Origin of the sequence: Bacillus sp. FSL K6-3458 (genome assembly GCF_038005045.1) — a bacterium.
Lineage (GTDB): Bacteria > Bacillota > Bacilli > Bacillales > Bacillaceae > Bacillus > Bacillus altitudinis.
The window spans coordinates 3,496,060-3,517,998 of the sequence record NZ_JBBOSI010000001.1 but is presented as its reverse complement, the minus strand read 5'-3'; the positions used below and the strand labels follow the sequence as shown (position 1 = coordinate 3,517,998).

General features: G+C 40.5%; 30 protein-coding genes. 18 read left to right on the top strand and 12 right to left on the bottom strand.

Going from position 1 to position 21,939, the window contains the following annotated elements; all coding sequences use genetic code 11:
- Positions 1-27 precede the first annotated feature (27 nt).
- Both MHH23_RS18645 and MHH23_RS18640 read right to left on the bottom strand, forming a co-directional pair.
- Complete coding sequence (locus MHH23_RS18645) at positions 28-480, bottom strand: MarR family winged helix-turn-helix transcriptional regulator (RefSeq protein ID WP_019743356.1); 453 nt, start codon at positions 478-480, stop codon at positions 28-30.
- A 103-nt stretch (positions 481-583) separates the two neighbouring features.
- Positions 584-769, bottom strand: a complete 186-nt coding sequence (locus tag MHH23_RS18640; RefSeq protein ID WP_041507606.1) for a hypothetical protein — start codon at positions 767-769, stop codon at positions 584-586.
- A 137-nt stretch (positions 770-906) separates the two neighbouring features.
- Between MHH23_RS18640 and MHH23_RS18635 the strand changes: the two genes are divergently transcribed.
- From MHH23_RS18635 to MHH23_RS18610, 6 genes are all read left to right on the top strand, one after another.
- Positions 907-1,512: a TetR/AcrR family transcriptional regulator gene (locus MHH23_RS18635; RefSeq protein ID WP_007496429.1), complete on the top strand. Its 606-nt coding sequence runs from the start codon at positions 907-909 to the stop codon at positions 1,510-1,512.
- A 31-nt stretch (positions 1,513-1,543) separates the two neighbouring features.
- A complete protein-coding gene (locus tag MHH23_RS18630) occupies positions 1,544-2,740 on the top strand; it encodes an MFS transporter (protein WP_073415861.1) in 1,197 nt (398 codons plus the stop codon).
- 140 nt (positions 2,741-2,880) lie between these two features.
- Positions 2,881-3,912 (top strand): acyltransferase family protein, encoded by a 1,032-nt coding sequence (locus MHH23_RS18625; RefSeq protein WP_096881057.1) that lies wholly within the window; start codon positions 2,881-2,883, stop codon positions 3,910-3,912.
- Between the two features lie 149 nt (positions 3,913-4,061).
- Positions 4,062-6,239 carry an MMPL family transporter gene (locus MHH23_RS18620; RefSeq protein ID WP_268430879.1) on the top strand — a complete coding sequence of 726 codons (2,178 nt, stop codon included), beginning with the start codon at positions 4,062-4,064 and terminating at the stop codon, positions 6,237-6,239.
- 102 nt (positions 6,240-6,341) lie between these two features.
- Positions 6,342-7,526 carry a sensor histidine kinase gene (locus tag MHH23_RS18615; RefSeq protein WP_268430881.1) on the top strand — a complete coding sequence of 395 codons (1,185 nt, stop codon included), beginning with the start codon at positions 6,342-6,344 and terminating at the stop codon, positions 7,524-7,526.
- A gap of 5 nt (positions 7,527-7,531) precedes the next feature.
- On the top strand, positions 7,532-8,182 hold the full coding sequence (locus MHH23_RS18610) for a response regulator (RefSeq protein WP_017358441.1): 651 nt from the start codon (positions 7,532-7,534) through the stop codon (positions 8,180-8,182).
- A gap of 59 nt (positions 8,183-8,241) precedes the next feature.
- Here the strand turns inward: MHH23_RS18610 and MHH23_RS18605 are convergent, their stop codons facing one another.
- Both MHH23_RS18605 and MHH23_RS18600 read right to left on the bottom strand, forming a co-directional pair.
- Complete coding sequence (locus tag MHH23_RS18605; RefSeq protein ID WP_268430883.1) at positions 8,242-8,658, bottom strand: hypothetical protein; 417 nt, start codon at positions 8,656-8,658, stop codon at positions 8,242-8,244.
- Positions 8,655-9,095: a LytTR family DNA-binding domain-containing protein gene (locus MHH23_RS18600; RefSeq protein ID WP_041507612.1), complete on the bottom strand. Its 441-nt coding sequence runs from the start codon at positions 9,093-9,095 to the stop codon at positions 8,655-8,657. Before MHH23_RS18600 ends, MHH23_RS18605 begins: the two co-directional genes overlap by 4 nt.
- A gap of 161 nt (positions 9,096-9,256) precedes the next feature.
- On the opposite strand from MHH23_RS18600, the gene MHH23_RS18595 reads away from it, so the two are divergent.
- Complete coding sequence (locus MHH23_RS18595; RefSeq protein ID WP_041507613.1) at positions 9,257-10,045, top strand: GNAT family N-acetyltransferase; 789 nt, start codon at positions 9,257-9,259, stop codon at positions 10,043-10,045.
- Here the strand turns inward: MHH23_RS18595 and MHH23_RS18590 are convergent.
- Positions 10,037-10,510, bottom strand: a complete 474-nt coding sequence (locus tag MHH23_RS18590) for a GNAT family N-acetyltransferase (RefSeq protein WP_144668402.1) — start codon at positions 10,508-10,510, stop codon at positions 10,037-10,039. The two genes, MHH23_RS18595 and MHH23_RS18590, sit on opposite strands and share 9 nt — an antisense overlap.
- 51 nt (positions 10,511-10,561) lie before the next feature.
- On the opposite strand from MHH23_RS18590, the gene MHH23_RS18585 reads away from it, so the two are divergent.
- The gene (locus MHH23_RS18585; RefSeq protein ID WP_024719170.1) at positions 10,562-10,831 is read left to right on the top strand and encodes a YesK-like family protein; all 270 of its coding nucleotides are present in this window, start codon (positions 10,562-10,564) and stop codon (positions 10,829-10,831) included.
- Between the two features lie 12 nt (positions 10,832-10,843).
- On the opposite strand, the gene MHH23_RS18580 is transcribed toward MHH23_RS18585, so the two are convergent.
- The 3 genes from MHH23_RS18580 to MHH23_RS18570 all read right to left on the bottom strand — a co-directional run bounded on the left by MHH23_RS18580 (position 10,844) and on the right by MHH23_RS18570 (position 12,452).
- Complete coding sequence (locus tag MHH23_RS18580) at positions 10,844-11,368, bottom strand: GNAT family N-acetyltransferase (protein ID WP_024719169.1); 525 nt, start codon at positions 11,366-11,368, stop codon at positions 10,844-10,846.
- Positions 11,365-11,760 (bottom strand): VOC family protein, encoded by a 396-nt coding sequence (locus tag MHH23_RS18575; RefSeq protein ID WP_008346708.1) that lies wholly within the window; start codon positions 11,758-11,760, stop codon positions 11,365-11,367. Before MHH23_RS18575 ends, MHH23_RS18580 begins: the two co-directional genes overlap by 4 nt.
- 68 nt (positions 11,761-11,828) lie before the next feature.
- Complete coding sequence (locus tag MHH23_RS18570) at positions 11,829-12,452, bottom strand: GNAT family N-acetyltransferase (RefSeq protein WP_045035198.1); 624 nt, start codon at positions 12,450-12,452, stop codon at positions 11,829-11,831.
- A 150-nt stretch (positions 12,453-12,602) separates the two neighbouring features.
- Here MHH23_RS18570 and MHH23_RS18565 point away from each other — a divergent pair, with 150 nt between their 5' ends.
- The 6 genes from MHH23_RS18565 to MHH23_RS18540 all read left to right on the top strand — a co-directional run bounded on the left by MHH23_RS18565 (position 12,603) and on the right by MHH23_RS18540 (position 16,674).
- The gene (locus tag MHH23_RS18565) at positions 12,603-13,154 is read left to right on the top strand and encodes a TetR/AcrR family transcriptional regulator (protein ID WP_024719167.1); all 552 of its coding nucleotides are present in this window, start codon (positions 12,603-12,605) and stop codon (positions 13,152-13,154) included.
- 115 nt (positions 13,155-13,269) lie between these two features.
- The gene (locus tag MHH23_RS18560; protein WP_051404170.1) at positions 13,270-13,773 is read left to right on the top strand and encodes a dihydrofolate reductase family protein; all 504 of its coding nucleotides are present in this window, start codon (positions 13,270-13,272) and stop codon (positions 13,771-13,773) included.
- A gap of 108 nt (positions 13,774-13,881) precedes the next feature.
- Positions 13,882-14,355 carry a MarR family winged helix-turn-helix transcriptional regulator gene (locus tag MHH23_RS18555; protein ID WP_159145444.1) on the top strand — a complete coding sequence of 158 codons (474 nt, stop codon included), beginning with the start codon at positions 13,882-13,884 and terminating at the stop codon, positions 14,353-14,355.
- Positions 14,339-14,962: a nitroreductase family protein gene (locus MHH23_RS18550; RefSeq protein ID WP_039170198.1), complete on the top strand. Its 624-nt coding sequence runs from the start codon at positions 14,339-14,341 to the stop codon at positions 14,960-14,962. Before MHH23_RS18555 ends, MHH23_RS18550 begins: the two co-directional genes overlap by 17 nt.
- A 17-nt stretch (positions 14,963-14,979) precedes the next feature.
- The gene (locus tag MHH23_RS18545; RefSeq protein WP_017358431.1) at positions 14,980-16,032 is read left to right on the top strand and encodes an LLM class flavin-dependent oxidoreductase; all 1,053 of its coding nucleotides are present in this window, start codon (positions 14,980-14,982) and stop codon (positions 16,030-16,032) included.
- A 348-nt stretch (positions 16,033-16,380) separates the two neighbouring features.
- Positions 16,381-16,674: a hypothetical protein gene (locus MHH23_RS18540; RefSeq protein WP_024719163.1), complete on the top strand. Its 294-nt coding sequence runs from the start codon at positions 16,381-16,383 to the stop codon at positions 16,672-16,674.
- A 45-nt stretch (positions 16,675-16,719) separates the two neighbouring features.
- Here the strand turns inward: MHH23_RS18540 and MHH23_RS18535 are convergent, their stop codons facing one another.
- Positions 16,720-17,274, bottom strand: coding sequence for a helix-turn-helix domain-containing protein (locus tag MHH23_RS18535; RefSeq protein WP_024719162.1), 555 nt, complete (start codon positions 17,272-17,274; stop codon positions 16,720-16,722).
- Positions 17,275-17,386: 112 nt separating this feature from the next.
- Between MHH23_RS18535 and MHH23_RS18530 the strand changes: the two genes are divergently transcribed.
- Positions 17,387-17,974: a LysE family transporter gene (locus tag MHH23_RS18530; protein WP_039170191.1), complete on the top strand. Its 588-nt coding sequence runs from the start codon at positions 17,387-17,389 to the stop codon at positions 17,972-17,974.
- A 4-nt stretch (positions 17,975-17,978) separates the two neighbouring features.
- Here the strand turns inward: MHH23_RS18530 and MHH23_RS18525 are convergent, their stop codons facing one another.
- On the bottom strand, positions 17,979-18,530 hold the full coding sequence (locus MHH23_RS18525; protein ID WP_144668396.1) for a GNAT family N-acetyltransferase: 552 nt from the start codon (positions 18,528-18,530) through the stop codon (positions 17,979-17,981).
- Positions 18,531-18,656: 126 nt separating this feature from the next.
- Here MHH23_RS18525 and MHH23_RS18520 point away from each other — a divergent pair, with 126 nt between their 5' ends.
- Together MHH23_RS18520 and MHH23_RS18515 are read left to right on the top strand one after the other, a co-directional pair.
- A complete protein-coding gene (locus tag MHH23_RS18520; RefSeq protein ID WP_024719159.1) occupies positions 18,657-18,842 on the top strand; it encodes a CsbD family protein in 186 nt (61 codons plus the stop codon).
- Positions 18,843-18,995: 153 nt separating this feature from the next.
- Positions 18,996-19,658, top strand: a complete 663-nt coding sequence (locus MHH23_RS18515; RefSeq protein WP_045035200.1) for an O-methyltransferase — start codon at positions 18,996-18,998, stop codon at positions 19,656-19,658.
- A 36-nt stretch (positions 19,659-19,694) separates the two neighbouring features.
- Here MHH23_RS18515 and MHH23_RS18510 read toward each other — a convergent pair whose 3' ends face one another.
- Both MHH23_RS18510 and MHH23_RS18505 read right to left on the bottom strand, forming a co-directional pair.
- A complete protein-coding gene (locus tag MHH23_RS18510) occupies positions 19,695-20,015 on the bottom strand; it encodes an AzlD domain-containing protein (protein WP_041092890.1) in 321 nt (106 codons plus the stop codon).
- Entirely contained in the window at positions 20,012-20,737 is a 726-nt protein-coding gene (locus MHH23_RS18505) for an AzlC family ABC transporter permease (RefSeq protein WP_007496390.1), read from the bottom strand. Before MHH23_RS18505 ends, MHH23_RS18510 begins: the two co-directional genes overlap by 4 nt.
- Positions 20,738-21,033: 296 nt before the next feature.
- Here MHH23_RS18505 and MHH23_RS18500 point away from each other — a divergent pair, with 296 nt between their 5' ends.
- Positions 21,034-21,909 carry a DMT family transporter gene (locus tag MHH23_RS18500; protein WP_039170184.1) on the top strand — a complete coding sequence of 292 codons (876 nt, stop codon included), beginning with the start codon at positions 21,034-21,036 and terminating at the stop codon, positions 21,907-21,909.
- Positions 21,910-21,939: the final 30 nt, after the last annotated feature.

Here is a 21,939-nt window from a genome sequence, read left to right as displayed (position 1 = left end):
TTACATATTCATGCATGAAAGGCTGGGTTAAGGCGTTTCTTTCGCAATTTGATAGATTTTTTCGTAAAGCGATAATAATGTTTTTAGATCTTCTTTTGAAAGCTTGGCATAGTATTTTTGAATAAGATGCAGCTGAATTTTTTCAATATCTTTATGATAGTCATGGCCCTTTTGAGCAAAATCAACAATGATTTCTCTACGGTTATGTGGATTAATCTCTCTTTTCACATATCCAAGCTGTTCAAGCTTTGATATGAGCTGGCTAGCGGCACTAGATGAAATGGAGAAATAATCAGCTAGTTCATTGATTGTTCTCGTCTTCGACCGCAGCAATTCAAGTGTCAGTTCTTGTTTGCTTGTTAAATCTGCATACTCATTTTTTAAGAATCGTTGATACTCTTCTACATAGATAGAACCTAGTGCGTTTGAGTACTCAATGATTTTTTTGCTGTAATGAATGATATCCTCATCCAATGACATCACCTCTTTTCTCCTATATTATATGCGATCTTAATATTTAAGTGAAGTTAAATGTTAATTAAAATTAAATAAAAGAGGGATAGATGTGATGAGAAAATGACCTCTACTTCCACTTTCTCATCAACAATGGACAAAGAATACTTCCTGTTATCCCTAAGCATTCATAAAACATAGTTGGTTTGATTTTGAACATGTAGTAGGCTAAGGTGGCAATGAATAGATCATAAAAGAAAAACAAGTATACGTCCTTTTTGGTGATAGCATAAATGATCGTTTTGTTTGTTTTCACTTAGATTCACTCCTTAGGAAGTCGATGCCTTTTTCATTGTATTATGGGCGATCTCCATTTATAATAAAAAAATAAACCAACTGGTCGGTTTTATTTGTCCATGTGAAGAAAAGCAAGGTAGAAGGGATTGTTCATAGATGACAAGTACACAAAGCGGGGCTGGAAAAAGTGAAAAGACGAAGCAGAAGATTGTCACCGCTTCACGTGATTTATTTGCGAAAAAAGGATATTCTGAAACATCCGTGCGAGATATTCTAGAGGCGGCTGAGATTAGTAAAGGCAACCTTTATCATCATTTTAAAGGAAAAGAGTTTTTGTTCCTTCATATTATGGAAGAGGATCATCGATTCATGATGGAGACGTGGCATGAAGAGAAACAAACGCTGCACCGGGCCATTGATAAGCTCGCAGGGTTTGCAGAGCTGCTTAGTCAAATGGGGATTAACTATCCTTTAATGAGAGCAAGTGAAGAATTCTGTGCCAGTGCATTTACATCAGATGAAGTCATGGAGCGTCTGAACAAAATTGATGTGGACTTTGATGATGTGATGAGAGACATCCTGCTTGAAGGAAACGAAGATGGCAGCTGGTCGATTCAGCATGTTGAATCAAAAGTGAAAATATTACTTTCCGTATTCTATGGATTAGACGTGTTATATAAAAACGACACGATGCAGCAGAAAAAGGAATTACAAAAAGAGGCGATCTCATTGTTTATTCACGGAATCAATCATCATGAGTAACAAGTGAGTCAGTAAAGGGGAAACAAACATCATGCAAAAACCGATTCGTGAGCAAAAAGCCGTACTTGTTATTTTATTAAGTAATATATTTATTGCGTTTTTAGGTATCGGTCTGATTATACCTGTCATGCCGCTCTTTATGAATGTCATGCATTTAACGGGCAGTACGATGGGATATCTTGTGGCGGCGTTTGCTGTTGCACAGCTTATCGCATCACCTATTGCGGGAAGATGGGTAGACCGATACGGAAGAAAGATCATGATTGTGTCTGGGCTGTTTCTATTCGCGTTATCAGAACTCGTTTTTGGCCTTGGGACACATGTGTATGTTCTGTATTTTGCAAGGCTTCTAGGCGGTATTAGTGCGGCATTTATCATGCCGGCTGTCACTGCCTATGTCGCTGATATCACAACCGTTCAAGAAAGATCAAAGGCAATGGGGTATGTATCCGCTGCTATTAGTACCGGATTTATCATCGGCCCGGGAATTGGCGGATTTATTGCAGAATATGGTGTTCGCCTGCCGTTTTTCTTTGCAGCAGGGATTGCATTTATTGCTGTGATTTCGTCTATGTTTATGCTGAAGGAACCATTAACAAAAGAAGAGCGAGAGAAACAAATGGATCAAGTGAAGGAATCGACCTTCTTTAAAGACTTGAAAAAATCGATTCATCCAAGTTATCTCATCGCCTTCATCATTGTCTTTGTGCTGGCGTTTGGACTATCTGCATATGAAACGGTCTTTAGCTTGTTTACAAATCACAAGTTTGGATTTGGTCCGAAGGATATTGCGATTATCATTACCGTCAGTTCAATTGTAGCCGTCATCATTCAAGTCCTCGTGTTTGGTAAAATGGTGAATGCGCTTGGGGAGAAACGAGTTATTCAACTATGCTTGATTGTTGGAGCAGTTCTCGCTTTTGTTTCCACAGTCGTGTCAGGCTTTATGGTTGTGCTGATCGTGACGTGTGTGATTTTCCTTGCGTTCGATTTATTGCGCCCTGCACTCACGACCTTCTTATCAAAAATCGCTGGCAATCAGCAAGGGTTTGTCGCAGGGATGAACTCTACCTACACAAGTCTTGGTACGATCTTTGGCCCGGCACTTGGCGGCATTTTATTCGATCAAAATATTCATTTCCCTTTCCTGTTTGCAGGTGTTGTCTTATTTCTTGGATTAGGCTTAACCCTTATTTGGAAGGGGAAGGCGACGGTTGAATCTGATTAGATTAGGGGCTCTAACTAGGGCTCTTTTTTTTGTTCCTTTTGGATAGATGATTGAAAAATAATCACAAGGTCCCTGTTGAAAAGGTATTATACATGTTAATCTAATACATGTTTTACCAAAATACAGGAGGAGGATTTTCAATGCAAATTAAAGAGATTTTTTATATTCGGTGTATCTCGTGTTTGAGTGTTGTGCTTATTCATGCAATAGCCATTTTATCTAGCTCTCATTCATCATCTATTCTTGTAGCACTACTCATGTTCAGTACCCCGAGTTTTATTTTCATTTCTGAGTTTTTATTGGCTCATGCTTATCCGAATGGTACCCCTAAAGGATTTATGTGGAAGAGGGTGAAAGCCATCTTTTTCCCATTTGCTTTTATTGGGATTGTCGATGGTTTTTTGCATTCGGCATCGTTAAATGGAGGGGCAGCTGACTTTTTTAAAAGAGCTTCAGCAAATGTCTTATTGGGAAATTATATTGGTTATTTTGTTCTGATTATTTTTCAATTTTACTTTTTGCACATGTTTTTTCACAAAATGGCTAAGCGTACCTCAGCCAAATGGGTATTGCCGATCTCCTTTATCATCACAGTTGGTTATTTAAGTGTCATGAACCTCGTCAAAATCCCACAACCTCAATTACCTAATCCAATGTTCGGCTTAGAATGGATTCCATTTCCAGGGTGGTTGTTCTATTTTTGTTTAGCCTATTATTGTGGAGCGAATTATCAGCAGTTTATCACAAGACTTCATCGTTTTAAGTATGCCGTGTATGGACTTGTTTTGATTTCCGCAGCGACCCTTCTAAGCAATTCATATGTAGGCTTTTTCGAGTCTTCTTCTAAGAGGCCAGACGTTGTTCTTTATACAGTCAGTATTGTCTTCTTATGTTTTCTCTTGTTTTCTAAAGTGAAAAGCGTTCCACCTTTCGTAGCTGTCATTAGTCAATATTCATTCACCATCTATTTGCTTCACGGGTATTTTCTAGGTATCTCTGTGTTACTATGGGGACAATTAAAAGATTATCCATTCTTTGTAGGGACAATCATAACATCAGCACTTGCAATTGCTGGACCTATCCTATTGTCACGGATAGCAAATCATTATAAATATGGCTATATGTTTGTCGGTAAAATCAACAGAACGAGGCGAAAAACAGTCGCTTCATAAACGTTTTAAAGGGGATCTTAAGAAGATGCCCTTTTTTTGTTGCCTAAAAGTACAATGCTTCTTGCCCGAAAGTACAATTTCAATCGACCATCTCATTGCTTAGAATAAAGAGATCAAGTTCACGAAGTTGAAGAAAAAGGAGTAAGTGAATGGCAAAATTTTTATATCATTTAGGAAAAAGTGCATTTTCTAAGCCGAAACGGATGATTATCGGTTGGTTACTTGTTTTAGTAGCTGTTGTGGCGGCAACAATAGGGACAGGTGTTTCATTTAATGGCGATATGTCGATTCCAGGAACAAAGTCAGAAAAGGCAATGGATCTCTTGGAGAAAAAGTTCCCAGCAGGTGATGATGGCGGGACGATTCGTCTGATCTTTAAAGCACCTAAGGGTGAAACATTAGAAACAAAAAAAGTAAGAAACAAATTGAACGAAACGATCAAAGAAGTCAAAAAGGATAAAGCAGTCAAGCAAGTGACGGATTTATATCAGACATTTGCTATTAGTAAGGATAAGAAAATAGGGTATGCGGATATTACATACCGGGTAAAGGCGGATGAGGTAAAAACATCCTCAAAAGAGAAAGTATTAGATAGTATTAAGATTTCAAGAAAGGCTGGCATCCAAACAGAATTAGGCGGCTCCGTCACATTCTCAGAAATTGAGGTAGGCGGGATTTCGGAAGTCATAGGTATTGTCATGGCCTTCTTTATTTTAGCCTTTACTTTCGCTTCACTATTGATTGCAGGACTACCGATCTTGACGGCTGTCATTGGGTTAATAATCGGTGTGATGGTCATATTAATTACCTCAAATTTTGTTGAGATGTCTGCATTTAGTCTTACATTAGCTGTGATGATTGGACTTGCAGTAGGAATTGATTATGCATTATTTATCATTTCTCGTTATCGACAGTTATTAGCAGAGGGTTACGAATTGAAAGAAGCAGCTGCTAGAGCTGTTGCTACAGCAGGCAGCGCTGTATTGTTTGCAGGTGTTACCGTCGTAATTACACTATGCGGACTTGTATTAGTCGGTATACCATTTTTAGGCGTTATGGGTCTTGTAGCTGCATTCATGGTACTATCAGTTATGCTTGTGTCTCTCACAATTGTTCCTGCCATACTAGGGATTCTTGGTGATAAAGTAAGCCCTTCAAGAAAGAATAAATGGTTCTCTAAATTACAATCTCAACAAAAAGAAGAAGCCACAGCTTGGGGAAGGTTTATCAAGAAGTATCCAGGTAAGATCATCCTAGGTGTCATTGTATTGACTGGTCTACTCAGTTGGCCAGCACTTCATATGGAGTTGGGTCTTCCTGATAACGGCATGAAGGGGAAGGAAACAACTGAACGTAAGGGCTATGACCTGTTAGCAGAAGGATTTGGTAAAGGGTTTAATGGGCCACTGGTTGTTATCATTGATGCCTCCCATGCAAATAACGCAATGAAATCTATTGAGAAAACAACAAAAGTATTAGAGAAGATGGATGGCATCAAACAAATGGCACCGCCTGTTCCTAATCCATCGGGTAAGTACGCCATGCTGACCATTTTACCGAAAAGCGGTCCAGAAGATAAGGCGACAAAGCAATTAGTCAAAGTTATACGAAATGAATCTAGTCAGACTGCTGCAAAGTATGATACGAAATTACTTGTTACTGGTTCTACGGCAGTTAATATAGATATTTCAGATAGACTCAGTGAAGCGTTACCGAAATTTGCAGGAGTCATTATTGGATTTGCTTTGATTTTGATGATTCTTGTGTTTAGATCCTTCCTTGTTCCATTAAAAGCGGTTTTAGGATTCCTTATGACATTGACCGCTACACTAGGTTTTTCAGTCTTTGTTTTACAGGATGGACACCTTGCGCCATTGTTTGGAATACCAGCAAATGGCCCATTGTTAAACTTTATGCCTGTACTAGTGACAGGAATATTATTTGGTCTTGCAATGGATTATGAGGTCTTTTTAGTCAGTCGAATGAGAGAAGATTTCCTTCTATCAGGTGATGCGAAAAAGTCCGTTGTATCAGGTTTGAAGCACAGTGGAAGAGTAGTGACTGCCGCAGGCTTAATCATGATCTTCGTCTTTGCTAGTTTTATCTTTGCAGATGACTTGATTATCAAAACAATGGGGTTAACGTTGGCATTCGGTGTTCTGTTTGATGCATTTGTCATAAGAATGACTTTTATCCCAGCTTGTATGATGCTGATCGGACGAGCTGCTTGGTACTTACCCAAATGGTTTGAAAGCTGGCTTCCACGTATAGACATTGAAGGTGAGTCTATTTCTCAGAAGGATGAGAAAGAAGAGAAGGTGATTTAGTCACTGATAGTCTTACATGGTATGATTGATGATACCGCCATTACCTCGATAAAGGGTGGGCGGTATTTTTTGAGTGAATATGAGGCTCGGATGGTGATATTTATGGCGAAACGACGGATAGACCCTTTTAATGAAATGATCTATTCGCGAATTCCAACATTATTATGGGTCATTCTTGTTTATATTGCAGCAATGATATTTCAGTTTATAACCACCCCATTAGCACTTTCTGGCCTGTTTTTTTCTGCACTTATTGCCGTACATCTGATTCTGCATTGGTGGTCATTTTACTGGTTTCGGCAGAATCCATGGGTATATTTTCTGATTCAAGGAATAGTGATTCTACTTTGTGTTTCAGTCATGCAGGCGGCTTCCCCTGTGATCTTAATTGGTCTGTTACCGGTACTAATAGCGCAAAGTATTGGGGTATATTATCATACATTGAAGGTGATTTTGACAGGGCTTAGTTTTTATGTTCTTTTTTTTCTTGCCCTTATTTTGGTCAATGATACAGATGATTTGACCGTATACATTCCTATTTTGTTTTTGATTCTGATTGTAGTCATCGCATACTCCATTTTATTTTTTAGACAAGTCAAAGCTAGAATTCGTACACAAACATTTTTAAAGGAACTTGAATTGGCACATCAACAAGTGGAAGAACTGACACTTGCAAATGAGCGTCAAAGAATGGCGAGAGATTTACATGATACCCTTGCACAAGGGCTGGCAGGTATTATTATGCAATTAGAAGCGGTCCATGCCCATTTAGAGAATCAGAATGTTGAGCGTGCTCAAAGCATTATTAAAGGTTCAATGAGCCATGCGCGGACGACATTAGGTGAGGCGAGATTGGTCATTGACGACCTTCGAACATACAGCCAGGATCAATATGACTTAGTTGATTCTGTGAAAGATGAAGTGAATCGGTTTATGACGGCGACGAATATTCCAGTTCATACAAAAGTGGCTGTCTCTTATCAAGTGTCCCCTTTCCTCATCGAACATACCGTATACATTGTCAGTGAATGTTTGACGAATATTGCCAAGCATGCCAAAGCAAGTAAGGTCGAATTGATGATGAAGCAACAAGATGATCACATCTCCTTGCAAATCACAGACAATGGAGTGGGTTTTGATGAGAAAAAACAAGAATCCACTTCCGGGCATTACGGTCTAATTGGTATGTCAGAACGTGCCCGACTGCTTGATGCACAGCTACACTTGAAAAGCGAAAAAAATGAAGGTACACAAGTGACGGTAACCATACCTTTGAAAAAGGAGTAAAAACAATGTCTTATCAAATTGTGATTGTCGATGATCATTTTGTTGTTAGAGAAGGATTAAAATTAATTCTTGAGACAGATCAACGATTTGATGTTGTTGGTGAAGCAGAAGATGGAGCAAAGGGTTTAGATATCTTGAAAGAGAAGGCTCCAGACCTTGTATTACTTGACCTCAACATGCCTAACATGAGTGGGCTTGAGATGTTAAAAGAGATGCAGTCTCTTCAATTAAAAGTACCGGTCCTGATTCTCACTACCTATAACGAAGAGAAATTAATGATTGAAGGGCTGCAACTTGGAGCAAAGGGCTATCTTTTAAAGGATGCCAGCAGAGAAAATTTATTTTATACAATTGAAGCAGCTATCAGAGGGGATATTCTTCTTCAAGCAAACGTCGCTGCTAAAGTATTTGAATCAACAGAGCATCAAGTGACTCCGACCCATTTGAAAAAAGAAATAAACATGCTGACTGAAAAAGAGATGCTTGTCTTGCAAGCAGTGGCTAGAGGATATCGAAGTAAGGAAATTGCATTTGATATGGGGATTTCCGAGAGAACTGTCAAAGCTCATTTAACAAATATTTATCAAAAGCTGGAGGTCACTTCAAGAGCGGAAGCAATTAAAGCAGCAGTGGAATTAGGGGTGATTCATTTTTAGAGAGAATGAGTTAGCAGCAGAATAATAGACAAGAGACCTTTCAAATAAGGTCTCTTTTTTTAAGGTTGCGGCTTCAGGTGATTCAGTGCCTGCGCCAGTTTTTGATTTTGTTGCTTTTTGTAAAATAGAAAGGCGATGATATGGCCTACTAATGTGAGAAAGGCTATACCGATAAAATATGGTAATATCCATTCGAGCAGTGCAGTCGAATATAAAGCGACGGCTCCTACTTGAAACCCTAAATTGATGACAGTGGAGATGAGAATGTTGGTGGGGGCTGGAAAGGTAAAGTAGTTCCATAGTAAAGGATACATGACCCCAAAGACGATGCCTGCCAGAGTACCGATGCCAATGATGTGCCACACGTAATGAAAAGGGATAGAGGATGACCATTGAGTGATCGACAGGATGAGTGTCAGCCATACGATAGAGACAAAAGCTGTTTGCATAAATTGATGTTTTAGTTCCTTGATCATTTGAATCGCTCCTTTATATATTTGGCGTAATGACGACTGACGGTGTAGCTGTTTTTCGAGATGGTTTCGACCTCTAAGCGAGCGTAAGTACCAGCGACAAAGCTGTCGACTTGCGCTAAATTGAGAATGACTGCATTGTTGATACGATAGAAATGTTCACGCTCTAACGACTTCAGATCCTTCAGCCGTTTGCTGAGAAAATACGTCGTACCCTGAGTCGTGATCACCTTTGACAGATGTCCAAGCGCAGAGATCGCTTCAATTTGTTCTAATGGTAAAAGAGACTGCCGATCATTTTTTGGATCTTTGACCGTTAGAGATGTACTAGTCTCCATCATTGATGCCATCTTTTGTAAACGTTCTTGATTATGTGGATGGCTGATGACGTCTACTTCCGTCACATCCTTTTCTTGATTCCAGATCAAACGAAATTTCATTCATAAACCTCCTCTCACAATGAGCATAGCAATAGATGAAAGCGAATGCGATTGAATGTTGCTTTGATGCAGAAGAATTCTTTTTGTTGCAAAGATTCACCGCGTGTCTGCGGCTTTCCTTTATAATGAAAAGATACTCGTTCGTGAATGGAGGAATGATGTTGTATCTTGTAGATCAACAAAGGACAGGAGCGGTAAAAGAGGAAATTCGGCGGATTGATCCTGCCTATCCAGTGTTCGTAGATGCGATACTCGATGGCGTGATACAAGGAGATTTATATGTGGATCACCGAGATCACCCGTGTGTCTATTTTGCAGGGACAACAACCGGCATTTATTATGTCGCAGGCAAGACAGAAGCAGCACTCTCATTATGTTCAACGTTCATTGTGGATGTTTATAAAAAGCAGAAAAGAGAGAACGGACGTTTCACTTTGTTTTCAGCAAATCCAGCATCAGATGAGATGATGAAAAAATGCTTCGGTTCCCAACTGAATGAAATGCAAAGACATACGTATTCTTATGACTTGACCTCTCCTGATCTGATTTTGCCTAATCAAGACGAAATGATCAAACGCACGAATGAACAAGTCATTGCCGCAAGCAAAGTATTCCCATCCAGCTATTATGAAGCATATTGGGGAGGAGTAGATCACTTTTTATCTAATGGCATCGGAGTTGCCATCTTAAATGGTGAAGATGTGGTCAGTGAATGTGTCTCTATTTTTTTAAGTGAAAAACGTGTGGAAATCGATATTTGGACAGATGAAGCCTGCCGTGGAAAAGGGTTGGCTTTGTTAGCAGCTCAGCAAATGATCAGCATCTGTGTTGAAAAAGGGAAGACACCGCATTGGGATTGCGATGTCCATCATGCAGCCTCGGCCAAATTGGCAGAGAAGCTAGGTTTTCATTGGACAAAGACGTATCGTTTATTTTATGCCTCACGCTGAAAAGGTTTTGAGATACCAAGCATCCATGGCAGAATGCTCTGAGCCTTCAATCGGTGCAGGAAGAAGAGAGAAGTCATACCGTTGATAAAGACCAGTAGCAGCTGTTAATTCACTGCGGGTTTCTAAATAACAAGCATCGTAGTATGTAGCAGCATATTGCAGGGCCATATCCATCAGTTTCTTGCCCGCACCTTTGCCTTGTGCTTTTGGGCTTAAATAAAGCTTTTGCAGCTCACAAATGCCATCTGTGAAAGGGGCAATGCCAACGCCACCAACAATTTCACCATGTTCTTCGGCAATCCAATAGGCTGCATGAGTCAATGATTGATAGTAATCGAAAAGCTGATCAAGGTGTGGGTCTGTGTAGGCTGTACCTTCAATCGCAAGATTCGCTGATTCTAATGACTGGCGGATAATGGCCGCGATAAAAGGATTGTCCTGCTTTTGAATCGGTCTAATATTCATTGGAAAAACCTCCGTTGTCATAGGATAAAAAAGAAAAGGAGTTGATGCGATATGTTCTGGCTGCAAACCGCTATTTTTACTGTCATTGTACTCTGTCTCTCGTGGTGGGCAGGAAAAAGACGCAGGCATCGCCATGCCGGGCTGATTGTTCCGATATGTATCACCTTGTTTGGATTGCTGTTATTGATCGGCAGTTTCTTCATTGGCAGATGGGAAGGGATGGCGCTCAGCATATCAAGCGTCTCTATCGTTCTCTCTTCTATCATTTGTTTGATCATCGTTACAGGGGTTCATTTGTTTAAAAAAGATGACCCATCGTAGGCTGGGACATCTTTATGATTTGATTCTATCGTATTCCTCACGAAGGATGCCCATCATGATGACATCCGAATAAGCACCGTTGAAATAGAGCGCTTGACGTCTTTTTCCTTCATATTGAAATCCGGCTTTCTCATAGCTTCGAAAGGCTCGTGGGTTATGGGAAAAAACTTCAAGCTCAAGCCGATTGAGTTCTAACGTCTCAAAGGCAAATGTTTGGACCATCCGAACAGCCTCAGTGCCATATCCTTTGTGAAAATGCTCTGGACCATGTAGCGCAATGCGGAAACTTGCCGTATGGTTTATCGGATCAATATCCACAATCGCCGCATCCCCGATCATTTCTTTCGTGTCTAGCAGACAAATGGCAAAGTCTCGTCTACTGTCATCCAGCAGAAAACGGGTATAGGCTGAGCGAATTTCTTCTAGTGTGAACGTTTTGCGTGTGCCAGTCATATAAAGTGTTTCTGCATGCTGGCATCCTCTATGAATACCAGGATAATCTTTTTCTTCAATCGGTCTCAAGAATAATCGAGTCATGATGGATCAGCCTCCTCTATATATCGGGAGATTTCAATTAAGTTCATATCAGGATCACGGATATAAATGGATTCAATCGGACCTAATGCACCAGAACGTCTGACCGGACCTTCTTCAATTGGAACAACCTGCTTTCGAAGATGAAGCAATAAACTGTCTATATCTAAATCGGTGATAAAACACAAGTCAGCAGATCCAGGCTGGGGATGAGCAGCTTTTGGTTCAAATTCATGACCCGCTTCATGAAGGTTGATCTTTTGTAAGCCAAAACGAAGGGCTTTACGGCCTTCTCCAAAAGTTTCTTCCTTCATTCCTAATACGTTTGTATAAAAGCGAATGGTTTCCTCCATATGTTGAACAGTCAACACGATATGATCAAGTCGTCGTATCATCAGTCTCTCCTCCAAGTATGATCATTGTTTGAACTGCTTCTATTATATCATCCCTTGAAGAAGATACCTTATTTGATCACGGTTTTATAACTCCAGCTTTCTAGGGACATCTCTTCTCCGTGCAGTACTCTCTCATCAAACTCCGTCCACCCATTTTTTCGATAGAAATGACGATTGGCCTCGTTGTGTGTAATCAGTGTGAACAGTCCGCCGCCTTGCCGGGCGATAAAGGGGAAAAGGCATTGCTTTAACATACGGCTTCCAAGTTTTTTTCCTTGTTGGTCTTTTGCAACGACAAGAGCTTCTAAATACCAGTAAGGTTTCTTTAAGGAGGAACACGCTTTTTTTGCCTCCTTTAACATACGGAACACATGCTGAATCGCCGATATGCCACCAGTAAAGAGCAGCTTTAACCCACCAGATAACACATAATCCATGAGTCCTGGCTCAGGAAGACGGGGATGTTTTAACAGGGCGGCAGACACAATTTTCTCGTTCTCAACCCCGACCAAACAGATTTGATGCTGAAAATATACCTTTGTATTGACCAAATGCAACTGCCGGGCGAAAGCAGCACGCTTGGTAACCTTTTCGCATAATAAATCAAAAAATGAATAGTTCTGAAATGAATCATCTAACAACGCTGCCACTTGAGGCAGTTCATCCTCTCTAGCAAGTCTGAATTGAAACATATGATGGTCCTCCTTTTTTTGAACAGATATAGATTATTGAACATGTGTCTATTATAATAAGAGGAAAATAAACCGAACATCGGCAATGAATGATCTCTTGTTCATAAATAGACAGGTATAGCCAGATTGTTCAAAAATGGAGGGTGTTTGATGAAGGACAGACGAACAATCAAAACCAAAAAGGCGATACGGGAAAGCTTTCTTGAGCTTTTAAAGGAAAAAGATGTTCAACAAATTACAGTATCAGAGCTATCTAGAAGAGCGGATTTAGGAAGAGGGACCTTTTATTTGCACTACCAAGATGTATTTGATTTGCATGAACAGCTTGAGAAGGAACTATTCGATCAGCTTGGCGGACTATACGATGAATCGTTTCCAAGCCAGGACCCGCTTGATATGCTGTCCTTTTTAAACAAAACAACTGAGTATTTAAAAGAAAAACAATTCATGATGACGTTGTTTGTCAAACCGAATAGCCCAACGACGAATCAATTCAAATCGTTTTTTAAAGAAAAAATCATGAAAGAGTGGCAGCTTGATCAGCGGCAAATTACGGAGCATGAACAGATTGTGGCCTCATTTGTTGTGTCTGGTGTTGTTGGTGTACTGGAGGAATGGATTCATGAAGGGATGACAGTCGAAGCGGGGCAGCTTGCACACATCTTGTACAAGCTTCTCATGAAGGTAGAACAGGAATCGTAAGAAACGAATTAATCATATACTCTTTTTCTTTCCTGTCTGTTAAGATAAGAATGTATGTTCTTAATTGAAGTGGGGAGTGGTGAGATTGAAAAGGAAATTACTATTTTATGGGGCAATGAGCATTGATGGATATTTAGCAAGGGATGATCACCGTTTAGATTGGCTCATAGGAACAGAGGGCGAAGAGGATACGAGATATGAGGAATTTTATGCTTCCGTCGATACGCTGATCATGGGACGGAACACATATGAACAGGTTCTAAAGCTCTCACCTGATGGGTTTCCTTATGAAGACAAGACATGTTATATCGTTTCTCGCACTTTACAAGACAGCCATACAGGAACCCGTATCATTCGTGAAGATGTTCTCTCATTTATCCACAACTTAAAAAATGAAAAAGGGCAGCATATCTGGATAGTAGGAGGCGGGGAACTGCTTCAAGCATTATTAAAAGAAAAATTAGTCGATGAGCTGTATCTCCAAATCGCACCTGTCATGATTGGAAAAGGAATCCCTCTTTTCCCTCCAACTGAACAGGAATCTAGATTTTCATTACAACAAGTGAATCAATACAAACAAATTGCTGAAATGCATTTTGTGTTAAAAGAAGACCACTGAATCACAGGGGTCTTTTTTTAATCAAACAAACACGTTGACAAGAAAATATCCTAGTGTTAGGATAAATTTATCCTAGTTTTAGGATTTATTGAAAAAGGAGTAGTTGCCATGGTGCAGCAAGATCAGGAATTAGACTTAAGGCTTTTCCGAGTGTGGATGAAAGCCTACCATGCCCTTTTTGCAAACATCCAAAAAGACATTGAACGTTATGATATCGGATTTGAAAACTTTCAAATTCTTGAATTACTGTATAGTAAGGGACCGCATCCCGTTCAAAAAATTAGTGAGATTCTATCCATTCCAAGTGGGAGCATCACCTATGTGGTCAACAAATTAGAAAAACAAGAATTAGTCAAAAGACAATGTGCACCTTCTGATAAACGTGTATTCCATGTATTACTGACAGATAAAGGGAAGCAGCTATTTGACGATATTTTTCCAATACATACAGATGTCATTTCACAAAATCTGTCCTTTATCGAAACAGAGGAAAAAGAGCAGCTCATTGAATGGTTGAAAAAAATCGGTTTAGGTGCAAAACAACTTCACGAAAAGGGGAAACAAGATGACACACAGCTTTGATACATTGGTACGTGAAAGACGATCAGCATCAAATTTTTTGCCGAATATCTCGATTTCGAGAGAAGAGCTTAATAGTATCTTTGAAGAAGTGAAGCTGGCACCTTCAGCCTTTAATTTACAGCATACGCAATATGTCGTCGTCCAATCAGAAGCGCTTAAAGAGCAAGTGAGAGATGCTGCATTTGGACAATATAAGGTGCATTCCGCTTCAGCAGCGATCATTGTGCTCGGCGATCCGAAAGCTTATGAGCAAGCAGGAAACATTTATGAAGGCCTAAAAATGCTCGGCATCTTAAATGCGCAACAATATGAGGAAATGGTCAGAGAGACGATGAGTTTTTATGTGCAGAGAGGATCAGACTTTCAGAAAGAAGAGGCGATTCGCAATGCTTCATTATCTGCCATGCTATTTATGCTTGCCGCCAAAAACAAGGGATGGGATACTTGCCCAATGATCGGCTTTGACCCCGAAGCAATGAAAAAGGTGTTAAACATCGAATCAGATTTGGTTCCTGTATTAATGATCACGCTCGGAAAAGAAAAAGTAGAAAGCAGACAAGCGAGAGGCTACCGCAAGCCGGTCTCTGAATTTGTGACATATTTATAAGATAGGGGGTTCCATTCATGGAACTAGGAATTAGTACATTTGTAGAAACAACACCTGATTTTCAAACAGGAAAAACAGTCAGCCACGCACAGCGTATTCGTGAAGTAGTAGAAGAAATTATTTTAGCAGATCAAGTGGGTCTGGACGTTTTTGGTGTAGGAGAGCATCATCGTGAAGATTTTGCCGCATCAAATCCAGCAGTCGTATTAGCAGCTGCGGCAACGCAAACAAAGAATATTCGTCTGACAAGTGCCGTAACTGTTCTTTCATCGGCAGATCCTGTTCGTGTGTTTCAAGATTTTGCGACATTAGATGGCCTTTCTAACGGGCGTGCAGAGATCATGGCTGGCCGTGGATCATTTATTGAATCGTTCCCGCTTTTTGGCTATGACTTAGATGATTATGAAGAATTATTTGAAGAAAAACTAGATTTACTGTTGAAATTACAGCAGTCAGAGCGTGTGACGTGGAGCGGTAAGCACCGTCCAGCCATTCAGGATGTCGGCGTATATCCAAGACCTGTTCAAGATCCGCTTCCCATCTGGATTGGCAGTGGAGGAAACAGAGAATCTGTCGTACGTGCTGGATTATTAGGATTACCACTTGTCCTTGCCATTATTGGCGGCAGCCCTAGACAGTTCGCACCGCTAGTGCAGCTCTACAAGCAAGCTGCGATTCACGCTGGACATGATCCTGAGAAATTAACGGTGGCATCCCATTCACATGGATTTGTTGCGGAGGAAACAGAATTAGCAGCAGATCAATTCTTCCCTTCTACACAGCATGTCATGAATACATTAGCAAGAGAACGAGGCTGGGGACCTTATACCCGTTCTACATTCGATGCAGCAAGAACATTAGAAGGTGCATTGTATGTAGGAGATCCAGATGCCGTAGCAGAGAAAGTGATTCATCTGCGAAAAAATGTAGGCATTACGCGCTTCATGTTGCACGTGCCAGTCGGTTCAATGCCGCATGATCAAGTGTTGAAAGCTATTGAGTTATTTGGGAAAGAAGTGGCTCCTAAAGTAAGAGAAGAGGTTGCTCGCTGGGAAGCCGAACAAGCATAACAAAAAAGTCGATCAAGTGAATAGGCTTGATCGACTTTTTCTTATGCTTAAGGATCAATAACACATGGTTTCACTGTAGGGCATGAAGCAGCAGAAGCAAATGGTGTGGCCGTCAAGGTGAAGAGGAAAACAAGTTGAAAACAGATAAGCCATTTTTTCATGAAATCACCTCCGTTATCAATTGTTTCACTAGAATGAGGTGAGGATAAAAGCATAGAAGTATGTAACACTCTCTATCCAGCATAAGACAATCATATCATAATTTTCAAAAAAATGAAAAAATAACTTACTAAAGTTCTAAATTATGGTATGGTTAATATGTTCAACAAAAAAAGGGGGGGTTTTTTTATGAAAAAGGTCATAACTTCTGTTTTGGTTGGAGCAATTGTTTTAACGGGTGCGGGTGTTACCGCTGTCCCGGTAGAAGCGAAGGGGAAAGTAAGCAGTGAAGTAACGGTACAAGCAAGTCGAACCGTCTCGGAAACGAGAACATATACGACGTCAAACATTCCATCAAGTATTACATATGCAAAGGATGGATGGGTCGGTATTCTCTATCAATCGTCAATTGAAGAGTTAGGTTTAGGAAAATATAGAGTTACCTTTACTGGAACGGTTGTACGCGATCCAGGATTTAATTAAATATAAAATGTAAAGCTGACAGGTGGACAAGCCTGTCAGCTTTTTTTAATGGGGATAATAAAGAATCATTTGCATCCTTACCATCTGTTCTCCTGATTGTTTATACTCATGGGCACGGTCAGCTTTAAACCGAATCGAGTCGCCAGCTTGTAATGTGTATTGCTCATCACCGATCGATAAATCAAGTGCTCCCTCAAATACGGTAATCAATTCCTCTGTACCGCCGATATGTTCTTCCGCACTTAACGACCCATGAGGATCAATTTCTACCTGATAGACTTCAAATTTTCTCAGGTCATCAAATGGGAACGTCGTATATACCCGATACTTTCCCTCGTCCTCGGTTAAAACTTGTCCTTCTTCTTTTCGCACGATCTTAATTTCAGGTTGCGGTGCGTATATGAGTTCACTAAAAGACACCTTCAACCCATTGGCGATTTTCCACAGAGTGGTGATGGTCGGTGTGGATTCTCCTCTTTCGATTTGCCCAATCATCGTTTTACTCACACTTGTTACCTCAGCCATCTTTTCTAGGCTTAATTTCTTTTGCTCTCTTAGCAGTTTGACATTTCTAGCAATAATTGATTGTACATCCTCCATCAAAAAACTCCTTTCTTTTATTTACTTTATAACGACCGAATAGTACAATGAAACGTAATATACGCAATAAAGACTTTTGAGTCTAAATAACGTATGAAAAGGAGGTAACGATTTGATTGTTTCCATGTTGATTTATGCTTTTGTTACCAGTTTCACCCCTGGGCCGAATAATATCATGGCGATGGTCTTTACGAATAAATATGGGGTCAAGCAAACATTTCGATTTTGTTTAGGGGTTGGGATCGGATTTTTGGTCATTTTGTGTTTGAGTGGTTTCTTTAATCTCATTCTTTATCAAGTCATGCCGAAAATCGGCTGGGTCATGGCTTTCATAGGAGCCGGTTACATGATCTATTTGGCTGTTAAAATCATGAAAAGTAAAGGCGGAGATGACGAAACATTAGACCGCTATAATCATTTTATCCCGGGAATGCTGCTGCAATTTATTAATCCGAAAGCCATTTTGTATGGGTTAACCGTCATTTCCACTTTTGTTCTGCCGTATGGACAGTCCAATATGCAATACATGTTGTTGACGCTGATTCTTGCCATCATTGGTTTTTTAGGCACATTTAGCTGGAGTTTATTTGGCTCTGTATTCAAGCGTTTTTTGACTCTTTATCAGCGGCCGTTCCAGTTCGTCATGGGGCTGCTGCTTATGTATAGTGCGATTTCGATGATCTGGAGTTATGTCATGTAAGCGGTCAGGAGACTGGCCGCTGCCTGCCCATCACAACCGTATCATAATACATGCCGTCCGCCAGCCGTTTATCTTTTTTTAACAAGCCTTCAATCTCAAAGCCATAGTGTTCATATAAACGAATGGCTTTTTGATTGGTTTCCATTACTTGAAGTGACATCTTTTGAATGCCTTGCTGATCTGCCCAGTCGATCGATGTAGCTAAAAGTTCTTTCCCGATGTGATAGCCCCAAGCGGCCTTCTGTACGGCGACGCCAAACGTTACTTTGTGAGCAGAGCGCTTAAGAGAATGTCCTTCGCATCTTGAAAAACCGACAATGTCTCCTTCAATATCTGCAACTAAAAAGAGATGACGGCATTCCTTGGAATCCTCTTGAATCAACGCCTCGAACCCTTTCTCATCAATAAAAGCTTCACCCGGTTCACGATCTAAATATTCGGTTTCACCATCGATTTTCAGTCTGAGAGTTGATAACTGTTTGGCATCTGCTAATGCAGCAGAGCGAATACGATAGGTCACACCACGTACAGTGAACATACTTTCAGAAATGATCATTGAACAGACCACCAACCTTTCATTCCATTACGTCTATCATACCTGAAACGCGCACACAGCACACTCAGATGTTTTGTCATGTGCAAAAAGGCTAAATAAACAGTATCAAACGTGGAGGTGGAACAAATGAGTGAACAAAATGGACATATGGATAAAGCGAAAGGAAAAACAAATCAAGTCAAAGGTCAAGTGAAAGAAAAACTTGGCGAAGCGACAGATCGTGAAAACCTGAAAGCAGAAGGAAAGAAAGATCAAGTAAAAGGAAAGCTTCAAGATAAAAAAGGTGACGTGAAAAATAAGCTGAATCAGTAGTTTGCACATACTTGCAGGTACTCGCCCCATGTATCCATCATCGCATACCTTTCATCAATAAAATCAATAGGTGTGTGAAAAGAATTGATTATAAATTCTTGCTTCCGTCATGTAGACTTTAAATAGAAGACATGAACAAGGGAGATGGATGAAATGGAGCAAGTATGGGGGAAAGTTGACGAGTATATCAAAGACAAATTGATGGCCAAAGATGACGTATTGGAGCAAACTCTTATCAAGAATAAGCAAGCTGGGCTACCAGAAATAGATGTGTCGCCGGCCCAAGGAAAACTACTTTATTTGTTAGCAAAAACCAAGGGTGCAAAGCGCATTTTAGAAATCGGTACACTTGGCGGTTATAGTACCATTTGGCTTGCCCGTGCACTTGAAGCGGATGGAGAACTCATGACATTAGAGGCTGTCAGTCATCATGCAGAAACCGCACAGCAAAACATAGACAGAGCAGGCCTAGCAGAACGTGTCACCATTTTACAAGGAAAAGCGTTAGATACTTTATCTCAGTTAAAAGAGCAGGATACGCTTCCGTTCGATTTGATTTTCATTGATGCAGACAAACCAAACAACCCGCAATATTTGAAGTGGGCGTTACATTTCTCAAAAAAGGGAACAGTCATTATTGCAGACAATGTGGTCAGAAATGGGGCAGTTCTCCATGCCTCTGATCAAGATGAGCGAGTGAAGGGAACGCGTGAATTTTTCGATTTACTCAAACAAGAGTCGAGAATTGAAGCAACCGCTATTCAAACTGTTGGCGAAAAAGGCTATGACGGCTTTATATACGGTATCGTAAAATGACAAAAAGCTTAACCGCATCCGGTTAAGCTTTTTCTATTAGAAAAACCATCTAGCTGTGCCCATCAGCATGACGCCTACTAAAACGGTGAGGGACAAGCTTTTTGTCCAAATAGCGATTAACACAGTTGGAACCAAGACAGCAAGGTACATCCAGTGAATGGTGACGCCTGCTGTAGTATGTATGAAAAGATGCTCTGCAATCAAAGCGGTAAATATACAAATGGGGATAAACGATAACCATTTGAGCACCACTTCTGGCATCTGGATACTCCTTACAAATAAAAATGGAACGACTCTTGGGATGATGGTCACAATCATACAGCCAAGAATGAGCCATAACATAAAACTACTAATCATTTATCTGTCACCACCCCAATAGTGGCAACAAGCACAGTTGCCAACAAAACAGCCACGTGTGAAGGAACAAAATGAAGCAGCACAAACATCGCAACAAACATATATAAAACAAGTGACAAGCGATGGGTTAGCTTATTTTTTGGCACCGTCTGTAAAGAAAGAATGAGCAGCGCAGCAAACATCGCGGATAGGGCAAAATCAAGACCAAGCGCCTCTGGATTTGAAATCCAGTGTCCGAATATTCCGCCAAGTGTACATGCAGCAATCCAGCATAAATAAGCTGTAATATTCAGTCCATGCATCCATCTGTTATTCAATTTTCCTTGCTGTGCTAATTTATTCATCGCTACGCCAAAGGATTCATCAGTAAGCAGAAGACCAAACCCGATGTTCTGCTTTACAGAGTAGCGTGTAAAATGGGGGGCAAGCGTAAGGCTGAGTAACAAATGCCGTAAATTGACAATGAACGTGGTGAAAATAATAGCGGAAAGGGGGCTTCCTGTCACAAGTAATGCACAGATGATAAACTGTGAAGCGCCAGCATAAATAAAGATAGAGAGCAGCGCGATTTCCCATATACTTAACTGCGAACTAATGCCAACAATTCCAAAGGCAAACCCAATGCTCATATAACCAAGCAAGGTTGGCACACAATCTTTTATTCCCTCAAGAAACGGTTCGTTTCCGGCAGTGGGAATGTGTTTCCTAGCTTCAACATCCAAAGAACTCTACTCCTTTTCTGTGTAAACATCAATTGTTTTACTTACTATAAGAAAACGAATTCATCATGTCAATCCTATTGAACTTCTATTATATGAAGAAACATGGCGATAAAAAAGGATTGAAGTGAACCAGATTTTGTTATAAAGTAATCAGAAAATAAAAACAATTGGGGTGACTGATATGCAATGGAAGCCTTTATTTGAACATGATGTACCAAATCACCTCCGTCCATAACGGAGAGTGATCTCCGTTTGTGGATATCGCAGTGAATATATCCAGTAACGGAGGGGAAAAAATGAATGAAAAATATATAGGAGCCCTTTACTTAGCGTTAGCTGCTAGTATTTGGGGCGGTATGTATGTAGTGGTCAAAGTAACAGTTGCGGTGGTCCCGCCACTTGAGCTCGTCTGGATGAGATATGCAATAGCTGGAGTCGTTCTTGTGTTCACGATTTGGCGTTTGGGCTACTCTTTTCGGTTAGACAAAAAGGATATCCCGCTGATTGTGGCGATTGGATTGATTGGCAACTTTCTTTCGATCGTGACCCAAGAAATTGGCACAATGTATACGTCTGCACAAATGGGTGCCGTCATCACATCGGCAACACCTGCTTTTATGGTGCTTTTCGCTTTCTTTCTATTAAAAGAATCATTCACAGTGAGAAAGTGTGTCTCCATTCTGCTTGCTACAGTAGGTGTGCTGACGATGATTGGGCCTGTCGCTGTTCAAACGGATGAGTTTGTTGGTGGTCTTTCACTGGTTATTGCTGCATTAACATGGGCGCTCATGTCTGTTCTTTTGAAACGAGTTCCAGGAAAGTATCCTCAAGTAGTGACGACAACATATGCGATCATTGTGGCCTTTATCGTATTAACACCATCTGTCTTGTTTCGTTTACCTCATCTTGATGTGCAGCAAATGGCAAGACCGGAAATATGGGGCGGCATTCTGTATCTAGGTATCATCTCAACGGCCCTTGCTTTCTTTTTGTGGAATAGAGGGCTTCAACTGATGGACGCTTCAAGCGGTGGTCTGTTTTTCTTCTTTCAACCAATCGTTGGCACGGTCCTTGGATGGATGCTTCTAGGTGAAGAGATGGGCTTACGTTCGTTTGTTGGGATTTTGTGTATTTTCGCAGGTGTATATACTGTCCTGCGTCAGAGAGAGTAAGACGAGATTCCCCTTGGAGAAGGGGAATTT